This is a genomic window from Xylanimonas ulmi (genome assembly GCF_004216535.1).
In the GTDB taxonomy this organism is placed as follows: domain Bacteria; phylum Actinomycetota; class Actinomycetes; order Actinomycetales; family Cellulomonadaceae; genus Xylanimonas; species Xylanimonas ulmi.
Map to the genome: position 1 here is coordinate 1,593,056 of NZ_SGWX01000001.1, position 18,080 is coordinate 1,611,135.

The following is an 18,080-nucleotide window of genomic DNA, read 5'->3' on the forward strand; positions in this document are numbered from 1 at the left end:
CCAAACTAGGCGGGACGGATCGGCGCGCAATCCGAGAGCGCACGCCGTCAGCGCACCTCGCGCAGAACCGTGGCGAGGTCCTTGGCGAACGCCGCTGAGCGTTCGCCGTCCAACGCCGCCACGGTGCACCGCAGCCCGAGGTGTTTGGCGCCGCTGGAGCTGAACACGCTGCCAGGCCGCACGATCCATCCGAGGGCCTGAAGGCCGGCGGCGATGGTCTCGGCGTCAGCGGGCACGGGGACCCAGACGTTCATCGAGTCGGTGGGTCCTGGCACCTCGACGCCCACGGCGGCGAGGTCTGCGACGAATTGCCTGCGCCGTTGCGCGTACGTGTCCCGCGCCGTCGCCAGGAAGCCGACCGGTGCGCCGTCAGCCCCGGCGCCCACCTCAAGAAGCCGCAGCACCGCGCGCTGCAGCAGGTGGCTCACCCACGCGTTGCTGGCGGCGAAGCGGGCGCCCAGGCGCTGGGCGGTGTCGGCGTCGGACAGGACGAGCGCCACGCGCAGGTCGGGGCCGAGAAACTTGGACACGGAGCGCACCAGGGCCCAGTTCGCGGCCTCCGGCGGGGTCGCGCGGTGATACGGCGCCACCGACAGCGCCGAGTAGTAGTCGTCCTCGATCACGAGCACGTGGGGGTGCCGCTCGAGCACCTCCTGAAGCGCTTGGGCGCGCGCGGCGGAGAGCGCCGCGCCCGTGGGGTTGTGGGCCCGCGGGGTCAGCAGCACCGCTCGCGCGCCGTCGCGCAGCGCCGACTCGAGCCCCTGCGGCGTCATGCCCTCGTCATCCACGGGGACCGGCGCGCTGCGGTATCCGGAGAGCTGGACGGCGCCGATGCTCGCGATGAAGCACGGGTCTTCGAGCGCGATCGCGTCGCCGCGGGCCAGATGCGCGGCGAGCAGGCGCTCGACGGCGTCCATCGCCCCGTGGGTGACGGTGACCTGGAACGGGGCCCCGATCTCGTCGGCCGCGTGCTCGCGCACCCACCGGCCGAGCGCGGGCTCCACCGGCGCGGAGCCGTACAGGGAGGGCTCGTAGTCAAGGTCGCGCAGCGCGGCCAGCACGTCGGGCAGAAGTCGCGGATCGGGGTTGCCGCTGCCGAGATCCCGCGACCGGTCGGGCTGGGAGAAGCCCTCGCGGACGATGTCGGGCGCCGAGGCGATGAAGGTTCCCCGGCGCCCCGCGGTCTGCGCGGCGCCGCTGGCCACGAGTTGCTGGTAGGCCGCGGCCACCGTGTTGCGGTTGACGCCCAACTCCGCGGCCAGCGCGCGGATCGTCGGGAGTTCGTCGCCTGGGCGCAGCACTGTCGCGGCGACCAGGTCGCGGACGCTCGCGACGATCGTCGCGGCGCTGTCCCCGCGGATGCGGATGTCGTCCCCCATGGGCTCCCCGGTGTACTCTCCGTTTGTCCTAGGACAACAATCTGTCCTAGGACAAGGGTATCGCGTGGCTCCGGCCCGCGCGGAGAGGGACAGTCATGCAGCTCGACCACACGGCCGTAACCCGGCTCAGTCCGACGGACGCCACACCCACCTTGCGCGCCCGGCGGCGTCCGGGACGGGCCGTGGTGCGGTGGATCACGTCGACCGACCACAAGACGATCGGGTACATGTACCTGGCCGCCTCACTCGTCTTCTTCTGCGTCGGCGGCATCATGGCGCTCGCCATCCGCGCGGAGCTGTTCGAGCCGGGCCTCCAGGTCGTGCAGAGCAAGGAGCAGTACAACCAGCTCTTCACGATGCACGGCACCATCATGCTGTTCCTCTTCGGCACCCCAGTTTTCGCGGGATTCGCCAATATCCTCACCCCGCTGCAGATCGGCGCCCCCGATGTCGCCTTCCCGCGGCTCAACATGTTCGCGTTCTGGCTCTTCCTCTTCGGCGGTCTCCTCACGTGTGGTGGCGTGCTCACCCCGCAGGGCGCCGCGTCCTTTGGGTGGTTCGCGTACGCGCCGCTGTCGAACACGACGTTCAGCCCTGGCCTGGGCGGAGACCTGTGGGTCTTCGGCCTCGCGCTCACCGGTTTTGGCACCATCCTCGGCGCGGTCAACTTCATCACCACGATCATCACGATGCGCGCGCCCGGCATGACGATGTTCCGCATGCCGATCTTCACCTGGAACACGCTCATCACGAGCATCCTGGTGCTGATGGCCTTCCCGCCGCTGGCTTCGGCGCTGTTCGCGCTCGGCGCCGACCGCCGCCTCGGCGCACAGGTGTTCAACCCGGACAACGGCGGCGCCATCCTGTGGCAGCACCTGTTCTGGTTCTTCGGCCACCCCGAGGTGTACATCTTGGCGCTGCCGTTCTTCGGCATCGTCTCGGAGATCCTGCCGGTCTTCTCCCGCAAGCCGATCTTCGGCTACAAGGGCCTGATCTACGCGACGATCTCGATCGCCGCCCTGTCGGTGACCGTCTGGGCCCACCACATGTACGTGACCGGCGCGATCACACTGCCGTTCTTCGCGTTCATGACGATGCTCATCTCCGTGCCGACGGGCGTGAAGTTCTTCAACTGGATCGGCACGATGTGGCGCGGGAAACTCACGTTCGAGACGCCGATGCTCTGGTCCATCGGGTTCCTCGTGACGTTCCTGTTCGGCGGTCTGACGGGCGTCATCCTGTCGAGTCCTGCCATGGACTTCCAGGTCACCGACACCTACTTCGTCGTGGCGCACTTCCACTACGTCGTCTTCGGCGCGACCGTGTTCGGGATGTTCGCCGGCTTCTACTTCTGGTGGCCGAAGTTCACGGGCCGCATGCTCAACGAGCGGCTCGGCAAGGTCCACTTCTGGATCATGTTCACCGGCTTCCAGGCCACCTTCCTGGTGCAGCACTGGCTGGGCGTCCGCGGCATGCCGCGCCGCTACGCGGACTACATGCCCACCGACGGGTTCACGTGGATGAACCAGGTCTCGACGGTCGGCGCGTTCCTCACCGCGATCTCGATGCTGCCGTTCTTCTGGAACGTGTACACCACGTGGCGCCACGCGCCACGGGTGACGGTCGACGACCCGTGGGGCTATGGGCGTTCGCTTGAGTGGGCGACGTCGTGCCCGCCGCCGCGGCACAACTTCGCCTCGTTGCCGCGCATCCGCAGCGAGTCCCCCGCGTTCGACCTGCACCACCCCGAGGTCGCCGCGATGGAGCAGGCCCCAGACCGCACCGCGCTGGCGCCGTCCGACCACCGAAGGAGAAGGCCATGACCACCGCACCCGTGCCGGCGAGAGAGCCGAGGGCAGCCGACAGCGAGCTCCTGGATCCGCCGCTGTACACGATGTGGTCGGCCTTCCAACACCAGCCGGGCGTTCTTCCCGGCAGGCGCGAACCGATCGCGAGCGAGGCGACGGCGTTCCTGGACGACGTCGCCGCCCACGACGTCGTCGTGCGCGGGGTCTACCGCCTATCGGGCATCCGCGCCGACGCCGACTGGCTCGTCTGGTGGCACGCCCCCACGCTGCCAGTGCTCCAGGACGCCTACGACCAGTTGCGCCGAACCCGCTGGGGCGCCGCGGCCAGACCGCAGTGGTCCGTCGTGGGCGCACACCGCCCGGCGGAGTTCAACGCGGACCACCAACCTGCCTACCTCCGCGGACAGGCGCCCGGCCGTTACCTGACGGTGTACCCCTTCGTCAGATCCCTGGAGTGGTACTTGCTCGACAGCGGCGTCAGGGCCCGCCTCCTGGCCGAACACGGCGCGGCCGCCCGTCCCTTCCCCGACGTCCTGTCGAGCACCGTCGCGTCCTTCGGGCTCAGCGACTACGAGTGGATCCTGGCCCTCGAAGCGGCCGAGCCGCACCGGATCATCGACCTCATGCGGGCCTTCCGCGCCACACGCGCGCGGCGTCATGTCCGGCTCGAGACGCCCTTCTATGCCGGCGAGCGGGTGACCGTCCCCGCCTTGATCGCCACCCTCCCCTGAGCGGTCGCGCGGCGAGCGGTTCTGCCAGCGCGCGACGCCGCAGGGGTGCGACGCTCCCGCGGCCCTTGACGCGCACACGTTATCTCAGTCACCATTGAGTCAATGTGAGATGACTGAACTGACGGAGGAGGCGCGATGAGCCTCGGGGGGCGTGTGGCCCGCTACGCGGCGCTGGCCGACCCGATCCGGCTGCGGATCGTCGACCTGCTCACGCTGGGCGACGTCGCCCCCGTCGAGCTGCGGCGCGAGCTCGGCGTCGCCTCGAACCTCCTCGCCCACCACATCGCGGTGTTGGAGCGCGCGGGCTTCGTGACGCGCACCCGCTCCGAGGCCGACCGGCGTCGCGCCTATCTCCACTTGGCCCCCGGAGCCCTCGACGGGCTGCTCCCGACTCCGTCGTTCGCCGCCCGCCGCGTCGTGTTCGTCTGCACCGGCAACTCGGCCCGCTCCCAGCTCGCCGAAGCCCTGTGGGCGCAGGCCTCTGCCGTGCCCGGCGCCTCGGCGGGCACGCACCCTGCGCAGCGGGTGGATCCCGGCGCCGTCGCCGCCGCCGAGCGCCATGGTTTGGCCCTGCGCGCCCACACCCCGCGCGCGTTACCCGACGTCGTCGAGGCGGACGACGTGATCGTCACCGTCTGCGACTCCGCGCATGAGGAGTTGGGCGCCAACGGCCACGTCCACTGGTCTGTCCCCGACCCGGTCGCCACCGGGACGCCGGCCGCGTTCGACACCGCCTATGACGACCTGGCGGCACGCGTGAGCGCGCTCGCCACGCGCGTCACCGCCACCTGATCGAAGCGACGGCGATGCCTGCTCAGGCTGCCCGCCGACCTCTTGCCCCACTGCCCGAACCACGAGCGGAACTGGACCTATGAACCCGTTGAAGATCGTCGTTGTCGGCTCCGTCGCGGCCGGCACGTCTGTGGCCGCCAAGGCGCGCCGGAACACCGAGACCGCGCAGATCACCGTCTACGAGCGCGGCGACGAGATCTCCTACTCCGGCTGCGGGCTGCCGTACTACGTGGGCGGCGACGTCGAGCAGATCAGAGCGCTGACGCCCCGTAGTCCGGCCTGGTTCAAGGCGCGCTACGACGTCGACATCCGCACCGGCCACGAGGTCGTCTCGGTCGACGCCCGCGCCCGTCGCGTGACCGTCAAGGACCTGGCCGGCGGCGAGACGTTCCAGGACACCTACGACGAACTGGTGCTCGCCACCGGCGTCGCCCCGGTCGTCCCGCCGATCCCGGGCGTGGGCCTGCCCGGGGTGTTCACGGTGCGCACACCGTCCGACGCCGCGGCGATCCGCGGTTGGATCGAGGAGCGCAAGGTCACCAGGGCCGTCGTCGTCGGGGCGGGGTACATCGGCCTGGAGATGGCCGAACAGCTCGCCCACCGCGGCCTGGCCGTCACGGTGGTCGAGGCGCTCGACCACGCCATGGCCCGCATGGACGCCGACATGTCCGCCCGCGTCGACGCCGAGCTGCGCAAGCACGACGTCGACCTGCGCCTGGCCACCCGAGTGACCGCCATCAACGGCGCGCCCCGCGCCGTCACCGGCGTCACCGTCGCGGGCCCGGACGGCGAGGCCTCGGTCGAGGCCGGACTCGTCATCGCCGCGGTCGGTGTGCGCCCGAACGTCGACCTGGCCCTCCAGGCGGGCGCGCGCGTCGGGCAGACCGGAGCGGTCGCCGTCGACCGCGTCGGGCGGACGTCTGTCGATCACGTGTGGGCGGTGGGCGACGTCGCCGAGTCGTTCCACCTCATCACCGGGCGGCCGACCTGGGTGCCGCTGGGCTCGACCGCGAACAAGACGGGCCGCGTCGCCGGCGACGCGATCACCGGCGGGCGCCTGGAGCACCGTGGCATCCTCGGCACCTCGATCGTGCGGGTCTTCGACCTCGCCGTCGCCCAGACCGGGCTCACCCAGACCCAGGCCGAGGCGGCCGGGTACGACGTCGAGGTGCTGCACAACATCAAGCCCGACCGCCCCGAGTACCTCGGTGGGAAGTCCATGGTCATCAAGGCCGTCGCCGACCGAGCCACCGGCCGACTGCTCGGCGCGCAGGCCATCGGCCCCTCCGGCGTCGACAAGCGCATCGACGTCCTGGCCACCGCGATCACCTTCGGCGCCGACGTCGCCGACCTGTTCCACCTCGACCTGGCCTACTCCCCCACCTACGCCACCACCAAGGACCCGGTCCACTACACCGGCATGGCCCTGGACGGCGCGATCCACGGCCACGCCCCCCTCATGACGCCCGCCGACCTGGCGGCCCGCCGCGCCGCCGGCGAGAGGATCCAGGTCGTCGACGTGCGCTCGGCCAAGGACCGCGCCAAGTCCCGCGTCGCCGACTCCGTCCACATCCCGCTCGACCAACTGCGCGAACGCTCCGGCGAACTCGACCCGGCCCTGGTCACGGTCACCTACTGCAACAAGGGCGTCACCGGCAACGCCGGACAGAACGTGCTGCGCAACCTCGGCTTTGAGCGCGTCTACAACCTGTCCGGCGGCAACCAGAACTGGCAGGCATACACCAACGCCTGAGGCGACCCGGCCTCGACGCGACGCTCGTCGACGCCGCATCGGGCCGCCCCGGGCTACACGCCCGCGGGCACGGCCTCGGGGACCGGCTCGTACGGCGCCTCGAGGTGGGCGCCACCACGGTAGCGAGCCCCGACGTGCTCGGCAGGCAGACGCGGATGGCCGAAGACCCGTTCGCGCAGCGTGCCGGGCTCGGCCCCGGCCTCCGGGAGGCGCCCGCGTCGGCGCAGTTCGGGCACCACCAGCTCGGCGAAATCCCGGGCAGTGCCGAACGAGTGATACTGGCGCAGGTTGATGCCGTCGATCCCGTCGACGTCAAGCCAGCGCTCGATCTCGTCCGCCACGACCCGAGGGGTGCCGACCACAAAGAACCGCTCCTGACGGCCGGTGCGAATCTGCTCGAGCACCTCGCCCACCGTGCGGTCGAGCGGCAGGCGGACCGCGTCCGGGCTCGTGCCGCTGCGCGCGAGCGCCTGCGCGACGGTGAGGTCACGCGGGAATGCCGTGAGATCGACCGGCAGGCCTTGGTGGGCAAGGATCCCGTCGAGGCTCGCGTGCTGCTGGTAGGTGCGCCACTTGTCCTCGGCCTCCTCCTGCGTGCGGCCCACGATCACTCCTGCCTGCACAACGAATCGGACCGCGTCCTGCCCGCGGCCTTGGGCGACGGCGGCGTCCAGGACCGAGCGCTTGACCGCCTGGAACTGCTCAGTCGTCCGGCCCCCGGTGAACAGCACCTCGGCGTGCCGACCCGCGAACGCTGAACCCGCAGGCGAGCCGGTGGCTTGGAAGAGCACCGGGGTCCGCTGCGGTGAGGGGTGCACCAGGTGCGGGCCGGCGACGCGGTGGGCCGGGCCCACATGGTTGACGTACCGCACCTTGGAAGGCTCCGTGGCGGCGCCGCTCGCCCGGTCGAGCACCACCGCGTCGTCGTCCCAGGATCCCTCCCACAGCTTGTAGAGCACGTGCAGGTACTCGTCAGCGAGCTGGTAGCGGCGGTCATGCGGGATCTGGTCGTCGAGCCCGAAGTTGCGGGCCGCGTTGGGTAGGTAGGACGTGACGATGTTCCAGCCGACGCGACCGCGGGTGAGGTGGTCGAGTGTCGACATGCGCCGGGCGAATGCGAACGGCGGCTCGTACGTGGTCGAGAAGGTCACGCCGAATCCGAGGCGCCGCGTGACCACCGCCATGGCCGAGCAGCACGGGGTCGAGGTTCGGGCTCTGCAGCCCCTCGCGCAGCGACGTCTCGGGCCCGCCGCGGAACACGTCGTAGTGGCCGACGACGTCCGCGAGGAGGACCGCGTCGAACCCGCCGTCCTCCAGGAGCTCCGCGAGATCGGTCCAGTACCCGATGTCCGCCCCGTCGAGTGACGCGCGTGCTGCGGCGTCAGACCGCGGGTGCCGTTCCACCTCCACCACCATGTGCGATACCGACGCCATGCTCGGCGACATTGTCGGCATGCAGCTTTTCGCAGCCTCGCGGCGCCGCCCATGACGCGCTCTCAACCTCGCCGGTGAGCGCGCCGGGTGGGCTGCTACAGCGGGCGCGGCTCGCGGGTTCCCACGACGGGCTGTCGTGCTACACGGGGCGCGTGCTCACGCGTCAGTCGCTCAAGCGCTGCGGGTGATGTGTGTGCGCCACCGGAGACTAGCCCGGGACCGGTGCGCGGACGATCAGCCAGGACAAGGAGTGCTCAACCACGCGACCCCCAATATCGGCCACGGCGCCAGCGACCTCTTCGACCTCGTCCCGGGTTCGGTCGCCGAGCGTGCTGAAGAGCCGGTGCATTGCTCCGCGTCCAGTTCGACACTCCAGCGGTACTCGCCAGTGCCCTCGACGGCGAACAGCCCCAGTGGCGGTCAGCCGCGCCGACGTCGGGCCAACGTCCTCCGGGTCTCCCACGCGAGGCGGCTGACTCCTTCGCGCGACGACCTGTGCGACTCGGTCGCGGAACGCGGTGGGCTCCTCCAAGGGCTCGCCGAAGACGTGCCGCCTGACGAGGAACCGCCCCGCGGGCACCAGAGCCCGGTTAAGCCGGGGCCGCAGCACGTCGAGGCTCATCCGGTGGACCGAGGCCGCCGCGACGGCCAGGTCGAATGCGGTGACCGGCCCGGTCGCAGGAGGCTCGTCACCCGGGTCCGACAGCACGCGGGATCAGCGCGCCACCCCATCCCACAAAGGGACCGAAGGGGACGCCGGTCCCCTTGAGGAGGAACCGGTGTGGAGCGACCGCGCACCCCGTCCCACACAGGTGGCAGGAAGACACCACTCCACTCGACCCGACATCTCTGGAGGACACCGCCGCCACCGCACATCCGTGTGACGGCGCATACGGAACGCGGCCGGTCACCGGTCCCCAGGTGATTCGAAGGAGGAACCCATGACAACAACGACCCCTGACCTTCTGCTAGACCTCACCACGTCCACCGCGACAGTCACGGTCACCGAGCCCGCACCCGAGCCGTTCGACGTCGTGTACGCGTTCACCGACTCGACCGAGCGGCCGCTCGCGTCGTGGGCGCACCTGCTCACCGTCCTCGCGCAGGTCGGTCAGGACCGCGCCCACGGCTACCTGTTCGTCCGCGAGCGGCGCGGACCGCGCAGCGCCCAGTGCATCGGCAGCGCCTGCGAGGACCGCCTCGTGGTCGAGGTCCGCACGGGTGGCGACGGCTACGACGCCGTCGTTCGTCCAGCCGAGACGAGTTCACCCCTGGTCACGGCCACCTGTGCCGTCGACAGCATCATCCGCCAGGAGGGGCGGTTCACGAGCCTGCGCTCCTACGTGCTCACCGCCCCGAGCACCTACCTGCTCACGGTGCTTGACGCCGCACGCGCCATCCAGTACTGGCTCGAGCGGGGCACCGCCCCGACGGGCCTGTCCATCACCCCCGACACGCTCCCCTGACCCGAAAGGCAACACCCATGGCCATCACCGTCCGCACCCCCGGGGTGCTCGTGCGTCACCTGTCCGCCGACGTCGTCGAGCTGGACCTCGACGCCCGCCGCTCCACGCACTCCTTCCACTCCGCGCTGAGTCGCATGCGGCAAAACCTCGACGACATCCCGGTCCGCATCTTCAACGAGGTGCCCACGTGGTGGGACGCACCGAGCGACCGCGACGACGTCGTCTGCCCCGAAGCGGGCGTCCGGCGGTGCATGCATCGCGTCATCATCGCCGCGGCCGACGCACCGCGGGCGGCCACTCTGCTGCACCACGCAGGCTACTCGGTGCTCACCTTGGACCTCCCCCAGCCTGCGCCCGTCGTGGCGTTCGACGACGGCGCCGCCGTGCCGCCCGGGCCGCAGGAGGCCGACGACGACGTTCCCGACTATCCGCCCGTCACCCTGCCGGAGGTCGACCTGCACGCGCGCTGTGCGGTCTGCGGGTTTCGCGCCTACGTCGCCACCGCCCACTCCGCAGACGGCATGACGCTCGAATGGTGCAACCACCACTTCAACCGCTGCGTTCGCGACACGGACCCGTTCATCGTCGCCGACTCCCGCCACCTGCTCACCGCCACCGCCTGACTCCGGATGGAGGCAATGCCCACGACGGCCTGCACCACCGCGCAATCGCTCGACGTTGACATGTCCGCCGATGTCGCGTGCGAGTGCATGCTCGTCGGCCTCGAGGTCGATGCCCACTCACCGGACGCGTGCCGGCGGCCGGCGCGGTGGGTCATCCGGTCGACCTGCTGCACCCAGACCATTCTGCTCTGCGACGACTGCCTGACCGCCGCGCGAAAGACGGTCGCGGACATCGTCTCCCGGCAGGCAACGAACGAGTACCGGTGCTGGACCTGCGATGGCCCATTCGCCGCCGGCACCGTCCGACGCCTGTGAACACCCAGGAGGAACACCTCACATGACCACCCCGCTCATACTCAACACCCTGCCGCCACTCAGTGCGGAGCCCGCACCCGACGTCGACCTCGACAAGCCCATCGCTTGCTGGTGCTGCGAGAACCACCCGTCATTCGGGCCCCGTGAGCACGATCTGTGGGACGACGAGACGCAGGCGTGGATCTACCACTGCGACTGCCCGCGCCATCATGTGGCGGTCAGCCATGACCCCGCCCGATGGGTAGCCAGACAGGAGGTCGGTCGCCTGGAGGACGGGAACGTCGTCGACCGGAGCACCCTGACCTGGCCGTTGTGCGACCTGTGCGCGCAGAACTGGAAGGACGAGACCTCCTTCGGCGGCGTCGACATCTTCCCGCTGTAGCCGACGCCGAAAGAGGTGCGGACCGAGGACCTCGGCGACGAAGTCACGCGTCGCTCGATGAGCACACCACGAGTCCCTTGAACGCCGCCGGTGATGAGAGGTGTGACCATGACCAGAGCTGACCACGCTTCAGCGGACACGGCTACGGCCGAGCACACTTCGCCAGCGATGCGGGCAGAAGACGGTGCGAGTGAGATGCTCAGCATGGCCAGAGACATCCTCGCTGCCAACGAGCTCGCGGCCACCGGCATGAGCCAGCGACAGTTCAGTCAGGCGCTCGGCCTCTCCGTCGCGACCGTGAACCGCTACCTGAACCGCGACGAGCGAGGCCTGTCGATCGCCAAGGCACGCAGCATCATCCTTGGTGCCAACCTCGACGGAACCGATCGCAGTCAGATGGTCAACGCGCTTGCCACGATGCGACACTGGACGCAGGTCAGCGACCGTGTCGGACGAGGCCGCTTTGACTGATCGCGGCCGCATCCTCGGAGGAGAGATGCGGCATGACGACGCCTCCTGACGAAATCCCGGCGCGCACCGCCGCCGCTGGGGACACTCGCAGGTGGCGACGAGTCGCCTCCTATGGCCGCCGGATCGTGATCGGCCCGGCAGTTGCGAGGTTGCTGCCCGCCGAGCTGTCAGCCGGTCGGTTCGTCGGCCTCAAGGGCGAGTGCCGCAAAGCGGGCCGTCATCGTCGGGTTGCCGCGGGTGAGCTTGCGAATCGTGACCTCGTCGAGCCCGCGGTCGGCGAGGTCGAGGTGCTGGCTCCACAGGCGCATCGCCTCCTTGATCTTCTCGAGGTCCTTGATGGCGTTGTCGATCGCCTTGATCGCTGACTCGTACTGGCTGCGCGCGTTGCCGACCCGCTTCTTGAACTGGTCCTGAAAGCTCTTGAGCGACTCCTCGAAGTTCGTGATGTCGACGTTCTGCTGCTGGATGCGCTCCAGTTCGGTGCGCACCTTGATGGAGTCCTGTGCCGCGTTGCGCAGGAGGGTGATCATCGGAATGAAGAACTGCGGGCGGATCACGTACATCTTCTCGTACTCGTGCGAGACGTCGACGATGCCGCGGTTGAACAGGTCGGACTCGGGCTCGAGCATCGACACGAGGACGGCATGCTCGCAACCCTTCTCGCGGCGATCCTTGTCGAGCTCGCGGTAGAAGTCAGCGTTGCGCTTCTTCGTGGCCGTCGTGTCGGCCTCGTTCTTCATCTCGAACATGATCGAGACGAACTCCACGCCGTCCGCGAAGTCGCGGAAGATGTAGTCGCCCTTCGACCCGGACGACGCGTCGTTGTCCTTGCCGAACGTCGCGGTCTGGAACGCGGTCGCGCGCAGCTCCTCGAACGACATCTCGCAGTGCTGCTCAAGAGTCTCGCCCAACATCTTCGTCGAGAGGCGAGCTTTGAAGTCCTTGTGCATCTGGATGGTCTCGTTGAGCAGCGCGACCTCCTTGGCATGAGCGTCGCGCGCAGCGGTCGCATGAAGGGCCGCTTCGGCGGCGGCGGCGTCCAGCTTCGCCTGCAGCGCGTCGCGTTCCCTCTCGGCAGCGGAGACGGCCTCGACGACGGCGAGGCTCTGCTTCGTGGCCGCCTCGTTGACGGCGGCGGTCAGCTCGGCGATGCGGGCGTCCTTCTGCGCGATCGTCTCTTGAACCGCGAGGCGCTTGCCCGTCTCGGCTGCGTCAAGCTCGGCCTTGAGCCGCGCGATCTGCGCGTCCTTGTCCGCCGTCTGGCTGCGCAGGGTCGCGGCAGCCTGCGCTTCGGCGGTCTCGAGCCGCTGCTTCTCGCGCACGGCTGCGGCGTCGAGCGCCGTCTTGAGCTCGGCGATGCGCGCCGCGCTGCCCGCCTCGGCCTGCTGCAAAGCGGCGGCGGCCTGCGCGGTCGCGACGGCGAGGGCGTTGTCCTTGTCGGCCGCGGCCGCGGACTCGGCCGCTGCGAGGCGCTCGTGGACTTCCGCCTGGAACTCGGCGCTCCGGACCTGCGCGACGATGCTGGCGTAACCGGCCTCGTCGACGGTGAAGGCCTTCTTGCAGTGCGGGCAGGTGATCTCATGCGTCATCGCAAGTCTTTCGCCGGCTGGACGTGGGGCTCCCACGAAACCACGTCGCACCACCGCCCCTGACGGCCCTGTCGCGTCGTGCCGGTCCTGGTGGTGCCGAATCCCGCGCGCCCCGACCCGCCACGCCCGGGAAGGGCGGTGGCCACGCCCGCTGACCGCACGAGTGCCTGACGGCACTGACAACCCGGCGGGTCTGGCGCCCATCGCGACACCGCCTGGCGGAACAAGACAGGGAGAGGCCGCAGTGCGGCTCAGGTCGCGCCCGAAGGGGACGCCGAGGAAGCTAACCAGCGAGGATCGGCCCCGTCAGCTGTCACAAGGAAGGGCCCATGAGCACCGGAGCTGAACAGCAACCCTCGGAATACGAGATGACCGAAGAAGGCGCCGACGAACTTGAGCAAAGGACGCAGCTCGCGGCGCGCATTGGCGTCATCACGACGCGGACCGTCGATCTCATGCCCGCGTCCGTACGCGACGAGCACGCAGACGCGACCGCGGAGTACACGGCCGCGGTCGAAGCCGCCACGGTGTCGCAGTTCGCCACAAAAGATGCGCTGCAAGCCCAGTTCGGCTCAATCGAGCAATCTGTCATCCACCTGGGGCACCTTGTCGCCCGCCGAGCAGAGCAGCTCGCGGGGATCACCGCCGAGCAGGCGCTGGCCGCATGGTGGACTCGCTTACGTGGTGCCCGCCGGACGGCTCGGATCGCCCGTGAGACACGCGAGGCCGTTCCGACCGAGGTTCAGCGGCAGCGCGACGCAGTTCGCACCGTGCTTCTCAAGGCAGGGAGACGTCACCGTCTCGGCATACTCGACTTTGTGTATCAGGCGGCGATCGACCAGACGAGAATCTGTGAGTGTGAGGGGCATCGCTCCTCTCGCGAGTCCGCCCGGCGCCGACTGATAGCGGCCAGGGTGGCATACGTCACGGACCCCGAGGTCATCGACGCAACGTCCCGCGTGCACGATGCCCCCCCACTCCCACCGGATGACCGGGCGCTCGCCGTTCAGCGTGCCGAGCGTCGGCTCGCTGCCGTCGAGGTCGGCGATGACGTCGAGACCCGAGCGGACCTCGCGCGGCTGGCTGCTGGTTATCTCGGCGCTCTTGTCGAGATCCGCCCCATGGGCGGTGACCACGTCTTCCACCCCGATTCGGAGCCGGACGCCATCGATGCCTACAGCGCCGCGACCGCGGTGTTCCCCGAAGCGTGGGTCGAGGCGTCCAACCGACTGTCCCGTGCACCATCGGCAGTGGATACAGAATCCAGCACGATCATCGAGACCAGCGAGCCTCTCCGAGTCTCGATCAGTGCCGATCGTGCTCGGTACTCGAGCGGGACTCCGATCGATCTCGAACGTGAGGTCCGCGGATCCGAAGTTCGCGCGGGGACGCACTGGGAGAAGGACCTCATCCCTGGGCAGAACCTGTCCACCCTGCGCGGTGACTACATCTGGATCCCCGAGGGCGACGCGATGCGCCTGTCGGAACAAGAGCCGACGGCGCCCGCGTGGGAGTACTGGCCACATGACGTCGCCACCACGGACGACGCGGGGCTGCGCCCCCTCGGATCGGGATGGACCCTGCACGGAGTGGCGAACGGACAGGCGATGTGGCGCCGCCCGCGCCACGGTCCCCGTCGGATCGAACGGACGAGGCAACCGTCCAGCCGCACGAACGCGCAAGACGACCGCATGCCCCTCCCCGCGTTCACCGCAACGGGAGGCGGTCCAGCCGGGGAGACCTTCGCGGTCTGCGTGCATGAGCTGGCGCACCGGTTCGAGGAGGCCGTCTACGGCGTCAGGGGACTTGAGGGGCTCTTCACAGCGAGGCGGGCAACCAAGGCGGACGGGGACGTCGCAGCGCTGACTCCGATCTACGCCGACGACGGCGAGGTCGCGCGCGACGGCGGCTACGTAGACCCCTACTTCGGCCGCGAGTACTCGCACGGCAACTTCGAGGTGCTCTCGTGCGGGATGCAGGCCCTGTTCGGCGGGGAGTCCGGTGGACTCGTGGGTGTCGGCGGCCTGAGGACTGACCTTGACCATCGGGCATTCGTGCTCGGAACTCTCGCTGGAACTGGACGCACCCGTGACCTCTCCTGACAACGTCATCTCTGTCATCAGCCGCTTGTTCGACCCCGGGAGCGTCGCGCTCGGCGGGCACCACGGCGCCGCCTGGCACGGCAACGACGGTTTTGACTACGACCGCGTGGCACGCACGCTGACACTGGGCCGAATGCACTGCCCGGCCTGCGACCGCTGGCTCTACCCCGGCTTCCGCCCCAAGACCGGCCGCTGCGGAGCGTGCGCCGGGACCGGCGTCGGTCCGAGTGGTGACCACTACTCGTGTTCGTTGTGCGACGGCCGAGGCCGCGAGCGGCGTGACGGCGTCGTCGTTTGCCGCGTGTGCGGTGGAGCCTCCGGCTTCACGGTCCCGGCCACCTGGGACGCGCCGGCGCCCGCTCGGGTGCTCACTGACCTGCCTGTGGGGATCACCCGTCTGCCCGAAGATGAAGCTGCCGAGCACTGCGCACGAAGCACCGTGCTCGCAGTTGTCGATGACGACCAGTGGTGGCTCTGCACCGATGAGGACGCTCTCGTCGCGGATGCCCGCCGCACGCTGGCGGATGGCATACCCGCACGCGACATCGTCCTGCTCGGCGGGCCAGCGGCAGAGAGCGCAACGCTCATCGCTGGCTTGCGTGTGGTTGTGACCAGCGCCGGCTACACGATCGTCGTCGACCGAGACCCTCGCGGCGAGGCGCCTCAGTCAGCGTCTGGCAAGCGTCCGAACGTCCCCGCGTCCCAATCGGCCTGACAGGCAGGACACAGCGCGCGCCACAAGGCGTTGGGCGTCATCTCCAATCTCCAGCTCACTCGCCCGCATCCTCCGCAGGCGCCAGTGGCGACAAGGCGCTGCAGCGCGCGGTCGACGAGCAAGAGATCGTCCTGGTCCAGTACGACAGGGGTCGGACCGTCGTCGTGGCTCATCGTCTCGCTGTTTCCCTCCGACAGGGTGGCGGGCACTTCCGCCCTGAGGCTAGTTCGGCACGCGGGGACGCGCGTGCTCGGCGGTCCACGCCGCCTTGTCATGTGGCACGGTGCGGCCCGGGTCCGATTCCTAGGGCTCACCCAGCGGGAGGTCGCCCTCGCACTCGGGCTAACCATCGCGCGCGTCCGGCAGCTCACGGCCGCGCCCACCGAGAAGCCGGAGCCGGACCGGGCAGGTATCGCCGCTCTGTGTCGGCGATGACCCGCGGTCGGAGCTGCTCCGCCCGTTCCACACCGTCAGCGACCCCTGGTCGCGGCGCGCCCTCAACGACGGGCAGACGATCTTGCACGTCACCGATCGCCGCGGAGCGGCGGGTGGCCAGTGGACTCGCACGGACCGTGTCGAGATCACATCATCGGCGGCCACCCGATCGGCGTCGCTCAACGGTCCGTCGCCTCTTCGACATCCATCTGCGCCGCGGCGTCCGCCACCTCCTCCGACGTGATGGTGTGATCGCTCGGCGGTCGAACACCGAGCATGTCGCGCGCCCAGGCGCGGTGATCCTCGTTGACGCCCGCTTCCGGGACCATCTCGTCCACGGCCCCCCGGCACTCCGCCCAGTCAATGTCCCCGTTCCGGGTCAGCCAGTCGCGCAGGGCGTCGTCGTCACAGTCCACGACGATCCGGACGAAGCGTCGATTGCCAACGTGGTTGGGCGCGTGGCGCAGGTGGCTGTTCCAGTCGAACGCGTACTCGCGGGCGGCTGAGACCAGGTCGCTCATCGCCTCATCGCGTGTGCCGCCCGTGCCGACGACCGAGGGAATGGCCTTGACGACAGCGGTCCACTCGCCCTCGCAGAACACCGCGACACCGGGGTCGTACTCGTCGCGGTCGCAGCCGGTCATCTGTGCCGCCATCTCCGGGTCATCGTCTCCGTGCATGGCCTCGCACACGTCGTCCTCATCGACCCCGCCAGGCGGACCGGGGTGGACGACGCGCCCCGACTGTCGCGTCGAGTCATCAGTGACTGCCTGCGCGATGCCCTCGTCCATCTGCTCGACGGTCAGCGGTTCGTTGTCGTATGACACCGCCCCGAACAGCGCCTCGACCGGCAGTCCTTCGATGATCGCCCTCACGGCTGGCGGGATCGGACCGACCGGCTCGGCACGGTAGTAGAGGTGGGCGATGTGCCCGTCCGTGTCGTACTGGTCCTGCTGCCGCTCGACCCATACGTACCTGACCATGACGATGTCACCGGTCTGCGTCAGGCACGGGAGCGTCATGCCGACGTCGACGTCTGCGGTCGACGGTGAGGACAGCAGGTGCGCGCCTCCGGGCTGAAGGCCAGGCGCGCCGTACTCGGGCCCCGCGACCCATGGGCCGGTGATCTGCGCGAGATAGAGGCCGTCGTCACCCCACCCGGTCTGGTCGAACTGGTCGGCGGCGTGCCGGTCGCACAGGTCCGCGTCGAACGGCGCCCAACGCTGACCAGGACGCCCGCACACCTCGCAGTAGGGGTCGGTACCGATGGTGCAATCGTCCACCATCCCATCCTCCCCGAAGCCTCGACACAGCGCCTGCATCACCAGGCAACGGTCCGGCCGAAAACGCGCTTCGCCGGCCGATGTCGGACGCCCGTGGGGGGCTCCACGGATGCATGCAGATCTGCCGCCCGATCCCGCGCCCGTGACGTCGCTCGATCCGGTCACCGAGCCGGGACGGTGGCTCGTGACCACCGCGTCCGGTTCCCGTCATCTGCTCGACACCAGCGCCCCCGACGACGCGCCGCAGGTGTGCAGGCTCGCCGCCGCCCAGTCGGAGCCGGGCAGCAGGTTTCTCGCGGGCGGCCCGTGGTTCGACGAGATGACCGGTGAGCGTCACTCGGGCCTGAGGGTCGGGAAGGACGCGATCCTGACGCTGAACCTTCGCGGCGACGGCGCGGCGACCATACGGCGAACGACACCCGTCGTCCTGATCGAGCCGATCGAGCAGGGGCGGCTGGCCGAACTCGGGCAGGAGTCGTAGGAACGCCGGTGGCCGTCGCGTGTCGGAACGGCGCGAGCCCGTGGTCGCGCCACGTGACCGCCCGCCGGGCGGGTGAGTCAGCCACGGACGGCGTCATCGCAGGCGACCCGCGTCGACCGGGCCGGCCGAGAGCCGAGACAGGTGCGCCGGCATGCTGATACCTCATCGCCCGGTCCTGGCCCTCGACGTCGATGGCGTGGTCCGCGTGTCGGGCCCGGCGAAGGTGCGCGACTACCTGCGGGAGAACGTGATCGCCGACGGTCCGGTCCGCGTGTTGACGCCTCGCGAAAACTGACCCCTTGAGGGGCTGGGAAGTCTGAC

The 18,080-nt window shown here is 69.7% G+C and carries 18 protein-coding genes; 14 read left to right on the forward strand and 4 right to left on the reverse strand.

All coding sequences use genetic code 11. The annotated features are described in order from the left end of the window. Positions 1 to 47: 47 nt before the first annotated feature. On the reverse strand, positions 48 to 1,379 hold the full coding sequence (locus EV386_RS07345) for an aminotransferase class I/II-fold pyridoxal phosphate-dependent enzyme (RefSeq protein ID WP_130413696.1): 1,332 nt from the start codon (positions 1,377 to 1,379) through the stop codon (positions 48 to 50). 95 nt (positions 1,380 to 1,474) lie between these two features. On the opposite strand from EV386_RS07345, the gene ctaD reads away from it, so the two are divergent. The 4 genes from ctaD (at position 1,475) to EV386_RS07365 (ending at position 6,463) form a co-directional block, all read left to right on the forward strand. After that, positions 1,475 to 3,202: an aa3-type cytochrome oxidase subunit I gene (gene ctaD / locus EV386_RS07350; RefSeq protein ID WP_130413698.1), complete on the forward strand. Its 1,728-nt coding sequence runs from the start codon at positions 1,475 to 1,477 to the stop codon at positions 3,200 to 3,202. Continuing rightward, on the forward strand, positions 3,199 to 3,918 hold the full coding sequence (gene hemQ / locus EV386_RS07355) for a hydrogen peroxide-dependent heme synthase (protein ID WP_130413700.1): 720 nt from the start codon (positions 3,199 to 3,201) through the stop codon (positions 3,916 to 3,918). Before ctaD ends, hemQ begins: the two co-directional genes overlap by 4 nt. 135 nt (positions 3,919 to 4,053) lie before the next feature. Then, positions 4,054 to 4,710 carry an arsenate reductase/protein-tyrosine-phosphatase family protein gene (locus EV386_RS07360; RefSeq protein WP_130413702.1) on the forward strand — a complete coding sequence of 219 codons (657 nt, stop codon included), beginning with the start codon at positions 4,054 to 4,056 and terminating at the stop codon, positions 4,708 to 4,710. Positions 4,711 to 4,789: 79 nt separating this feature from the next. After that, positions 4,790 to 6,463, forward strand: coding sequence for an FAD-dependent oxidoreductase (locus EV386_RS07365; RefSeq protein ID WP_207216488.1), 1,674 nt, complete (start codon positions 4,790 to 4,792; stop codon positions 6,461 to 6,463). Positions 6,464 to 6,516: 53 nt separating this feature from the next. Here EV386_RS07365 and EV386_RS07370 read toward each other — a convergent pair whose 3' ends face one another. Next, positions 6,517 to 7,614 carry an NtaA/DmoA family FMN-dependent monooxygenase gene (locus tag EV386_RS07370; protein ID WP_341272810.1) on the reverse strand — a complete coding sequence of 366 codons (1,098 nt, stop codon included), beginning with the start codon at positions 7,612 to 7,614 and terminating at the stop codon, positions 6,517 to 6,519. A 19-nt stretch (positions 7,615 to 7,633) separates the two neighbouring features. Here EV386_RS07370 and EV386_RS18675 point away from each other — a divergent pair, with 19 nt between their 5' ends. The 6 genes from EV386_RS18675 to EV386_RS07395 all read left to right on the forward strand — a co-directional run bounded on the left by EV386_RS18675 (position 7,634) and on the right by EV386_RS07395 (position 11,154). Beyond that, on the forward strand, positions 7,634 to 7,828 hold the full coding sequence (locus tag EV386_RS18675; RefSeq protein WP_242607873.1) for a hypothetical protein: 195 nt from the start codon (positions 7,634 to 7,636) through the stop codon (positions 7,826 to 7,828). A 1,010-nt stretch (positions 7,829 to 8,838) separates the two neighbouring features. After that, complete coding sequence (locus tag EV386_RS07375) at positions 8,839 to 9,363, forward strand: hypothetical protein (RefSeq protein ID WP_130413704.1); 525 nt, start codon at positions 8,839 to 8,841, stop codon at positions 9,361 to 9,363. A gap of 17 nt (positions 9,364 to 9,380) precedes the next feature. Beyond that, positions 9,381 to 9,986 carry a hypothetical protein gene (locus EV386_RS07380; protein WP_130413706.1) on the forward strand — a complete coding sequence of 202 codons (606 nt, stop codon included), beginning with the start codon at positions 9,381 to 9,383 and terminating at the stop codon, positions 9,984 to 9,986. A gap of 15 nt (positions 9,987 to 10,001) precedes the next feature. After that, complete coding sequence (locus tag EV386_RS07385) at positions 10,002 to 10,301, forward strand: hypothetical protein (protein WP_130413708.1); 300 nt, start codon at positions 10,002 to 10,004, stop codon at positions 10,299 to 10,301. Between the two features lie 22 nt (positions 10,302 to 10,323). Then, on the forward strand, positions 10,324 to 10,683 hold the full coding sequence (locus tag EV386_RS07390) for a hypothetical protein (protein ID WP_130413710.1): 360 nt from the start codon (positions 10,324 to 10,326) through the stop codon (positions 10,681 to 10,683). Between the two features lie 204 nt (positions 10,684 to 10,887). Continuing rightward, positions 10,888 to 11,154, forward strand: coding sequence for a helix-turn-helix domain-containing protein (locus EV386_RS07395; RefSeq protein ID WP_165399872.1), 267 nt, complete (start codon positions 10,888 to 10,890; stop codon positions 11,152 to 11,154). 167 nt (positions 11,155 to 11,321) lie between these two features. Here EV386_RS07395 and EV386_RS07400 read toward each other — a convergent pair whose 3' ends face one another. Then, positions 11,322 to 12,743 carry a DUF2130 domain-containing protein gene (locus tag EV386_RS07400; RefSeq protein ID WP_130413714.1) on the reverse strand — a complete coding sequence of 474 codons (1,422 nt, stop codon included), beginning with the start codon at positions 12,741 to 12,743 and terminating at the stop codon, positions 11,322 to 11,324. A 329-nt stretch (positions 12,744 to 13,072) separates the two neighbouring features. On the opposite strand from EV386_RS07400, the gene EV386_RS07405 reads away from it, so the two are divergent. Next, the gene (locus tag EV386_RS07405) at positions 13,073 to 14,845 is read left to right on the forward strand and encodes a hypothetical protein (RefSeq protein ID WP_130413716.1); all 1,773 of its coding nucleotides are present in this window, start codon (positions 13,073 to 13,075) and stop codon (positions 14,843 to 14,845) included. Continuing rightward, a complete protein-coding gene (locus EV386_RS07410; protein ID WP_130413718.1) occupies positions 14,781 to 15,560 on the forward strand; it encodes a DnaJ-like cysteine-rich domain-containing protein in 780 nt (259 codons plus the stop codon). The genes EV386_RS07405 and EV386_RS07410 overlap by 65 nt, the downstream gene beginning before the upstream one ends. A gap of 614 nt (positions 15,561 to 16,174) precedes the next feature. Here the strand turns inward: EV386_RS07410 and EV386_RS07420 are convergent. Next, positions 16,175 to 17,278: a hypothetical protein gene (locus EV386_RS07420; RefSeq protein ID WP_130413722.1), complete on the reverse strand. Its 1,104-nt coding sequence runs from the start codon at positions 17,276 to 17,278 to the stop codon at positions 16,175 to 16,177. Between the two features lie 184 nt (positions 17,279 to 17,462). Between EV386_RS07420 and EV386_RS07425 the strand changes: the two genes are divergently transcribed. Together EV386_RS07425 and EV386_RS18275 are read left to right on the forward strand one after the other, a co-directional pair. Continuing rightward, positions 17,463 to 17,759, forward strand: a complete 297-nt coding sequence (locus tag EV386_RS07425; protein WP_130413724.1) for a hypothetical protein — start codon at positions 17,463 to 17,465, stop codon at positions 17,757 to 17,759. Between the two features lie 151 nt (positions 17,760 to 17,910). Next, complete coding sequence (locus EV386_RS18275) at positions 17,911 to 18,054, forward strand: hypothetical protein (protein WP_165399873.1); 144 nt, start codon at positions 17,911 to 17,913, stop codon at positions 18,052 to 18,054. Positions 18,055 to 18,080: the final 26 nt, after the last annotated feature.

Coding starts and splice junctions, on each gene's coding strand:
- EV386_RS07345 (WP_130413696.1), bottom strand. CDS start 1,379: ATGGGGGACGACATCCGCATCCGCGGGGACAGCGCCGCGACGATCGTC.
- ctaD (WP_130413698.1), top strand. CDS start 1,475: ATGCAGCTCGACCACACGGCCGTAACCCGGCTCAGTCCGACGGACGCC.
- hemQ (WP_130413700.1), top strand. CDS start 3,199: ATGACCACCGCACCCGTGCCGGCGAGAGAGCCGAGGGCAGCCGACAGC.
- EV386_RS07360 (WP_130413702.1), top strand. CDS start 4,054: ATGAGCCTCGGGGGGCGTGTGGCCCGCTACGCGGCGCTGGCCGACCCG.
- EV386_RS07365 (WP_207216488.1), top strand. CDS start 4,790: ATGAACCCGTTGAAGATCGTCGTTGTCGGCTCCGTCGCGGCCGGCACG.
- EV386_RS07375 (WP_130413704.1), top strand. CDS start 8,839: ATGACAACAACGACCCCTGACCTTCTGCTAGACCTCACCACGTCCACC.
- EV386_RS07380 (WP_130413706.1), top strand. CDS start 9,381: ATGGCCATCACCGTCCGCACCCCCGGGGTGCTCGTGCGTCACCTGTCC.
- EV386_RS07385 (WP_130413708.1), top strand. CDS start 10,002: ATGCCCACGACGGCCTGCACCACCGCGCAATCGCTCGACGTTGACATG.
- EV386_RS07390 (WP_130413710.1), top strand. CDS start 10,324: ATGACCACCCCGCTCATACTCAACACCCTGCCGCCACTCAGTGCGGAG.
- EV386_RS07395 (WP_165399872.1), top strand. CDS start 10,888: ATGGCCAGAGACATCCTCGCTGCCAACGAGCTCGCGGCCACCGGCATG.
- EV386_RS07400 (WP_130413714.1), bottom strand. CDS start 12,743: ATGACGCATGAGATCACCTGCCCGCACTGCAAGAAGGCCTTCACCGTC.
- EV386_RS07405 (WP_130413716.1), top strand. CDS start 13,073: ATGAGCACCGGAGCTGAACAGCAACCCTCGGAATACGAGATGACCGAA.
- EV386_RS18275 (WP_165399873.1), top strand. CDS start 17,911: ATGCTGATACCTCATCGCCCGGTCCTGGCCCTCGACGTCGATGGCGTG.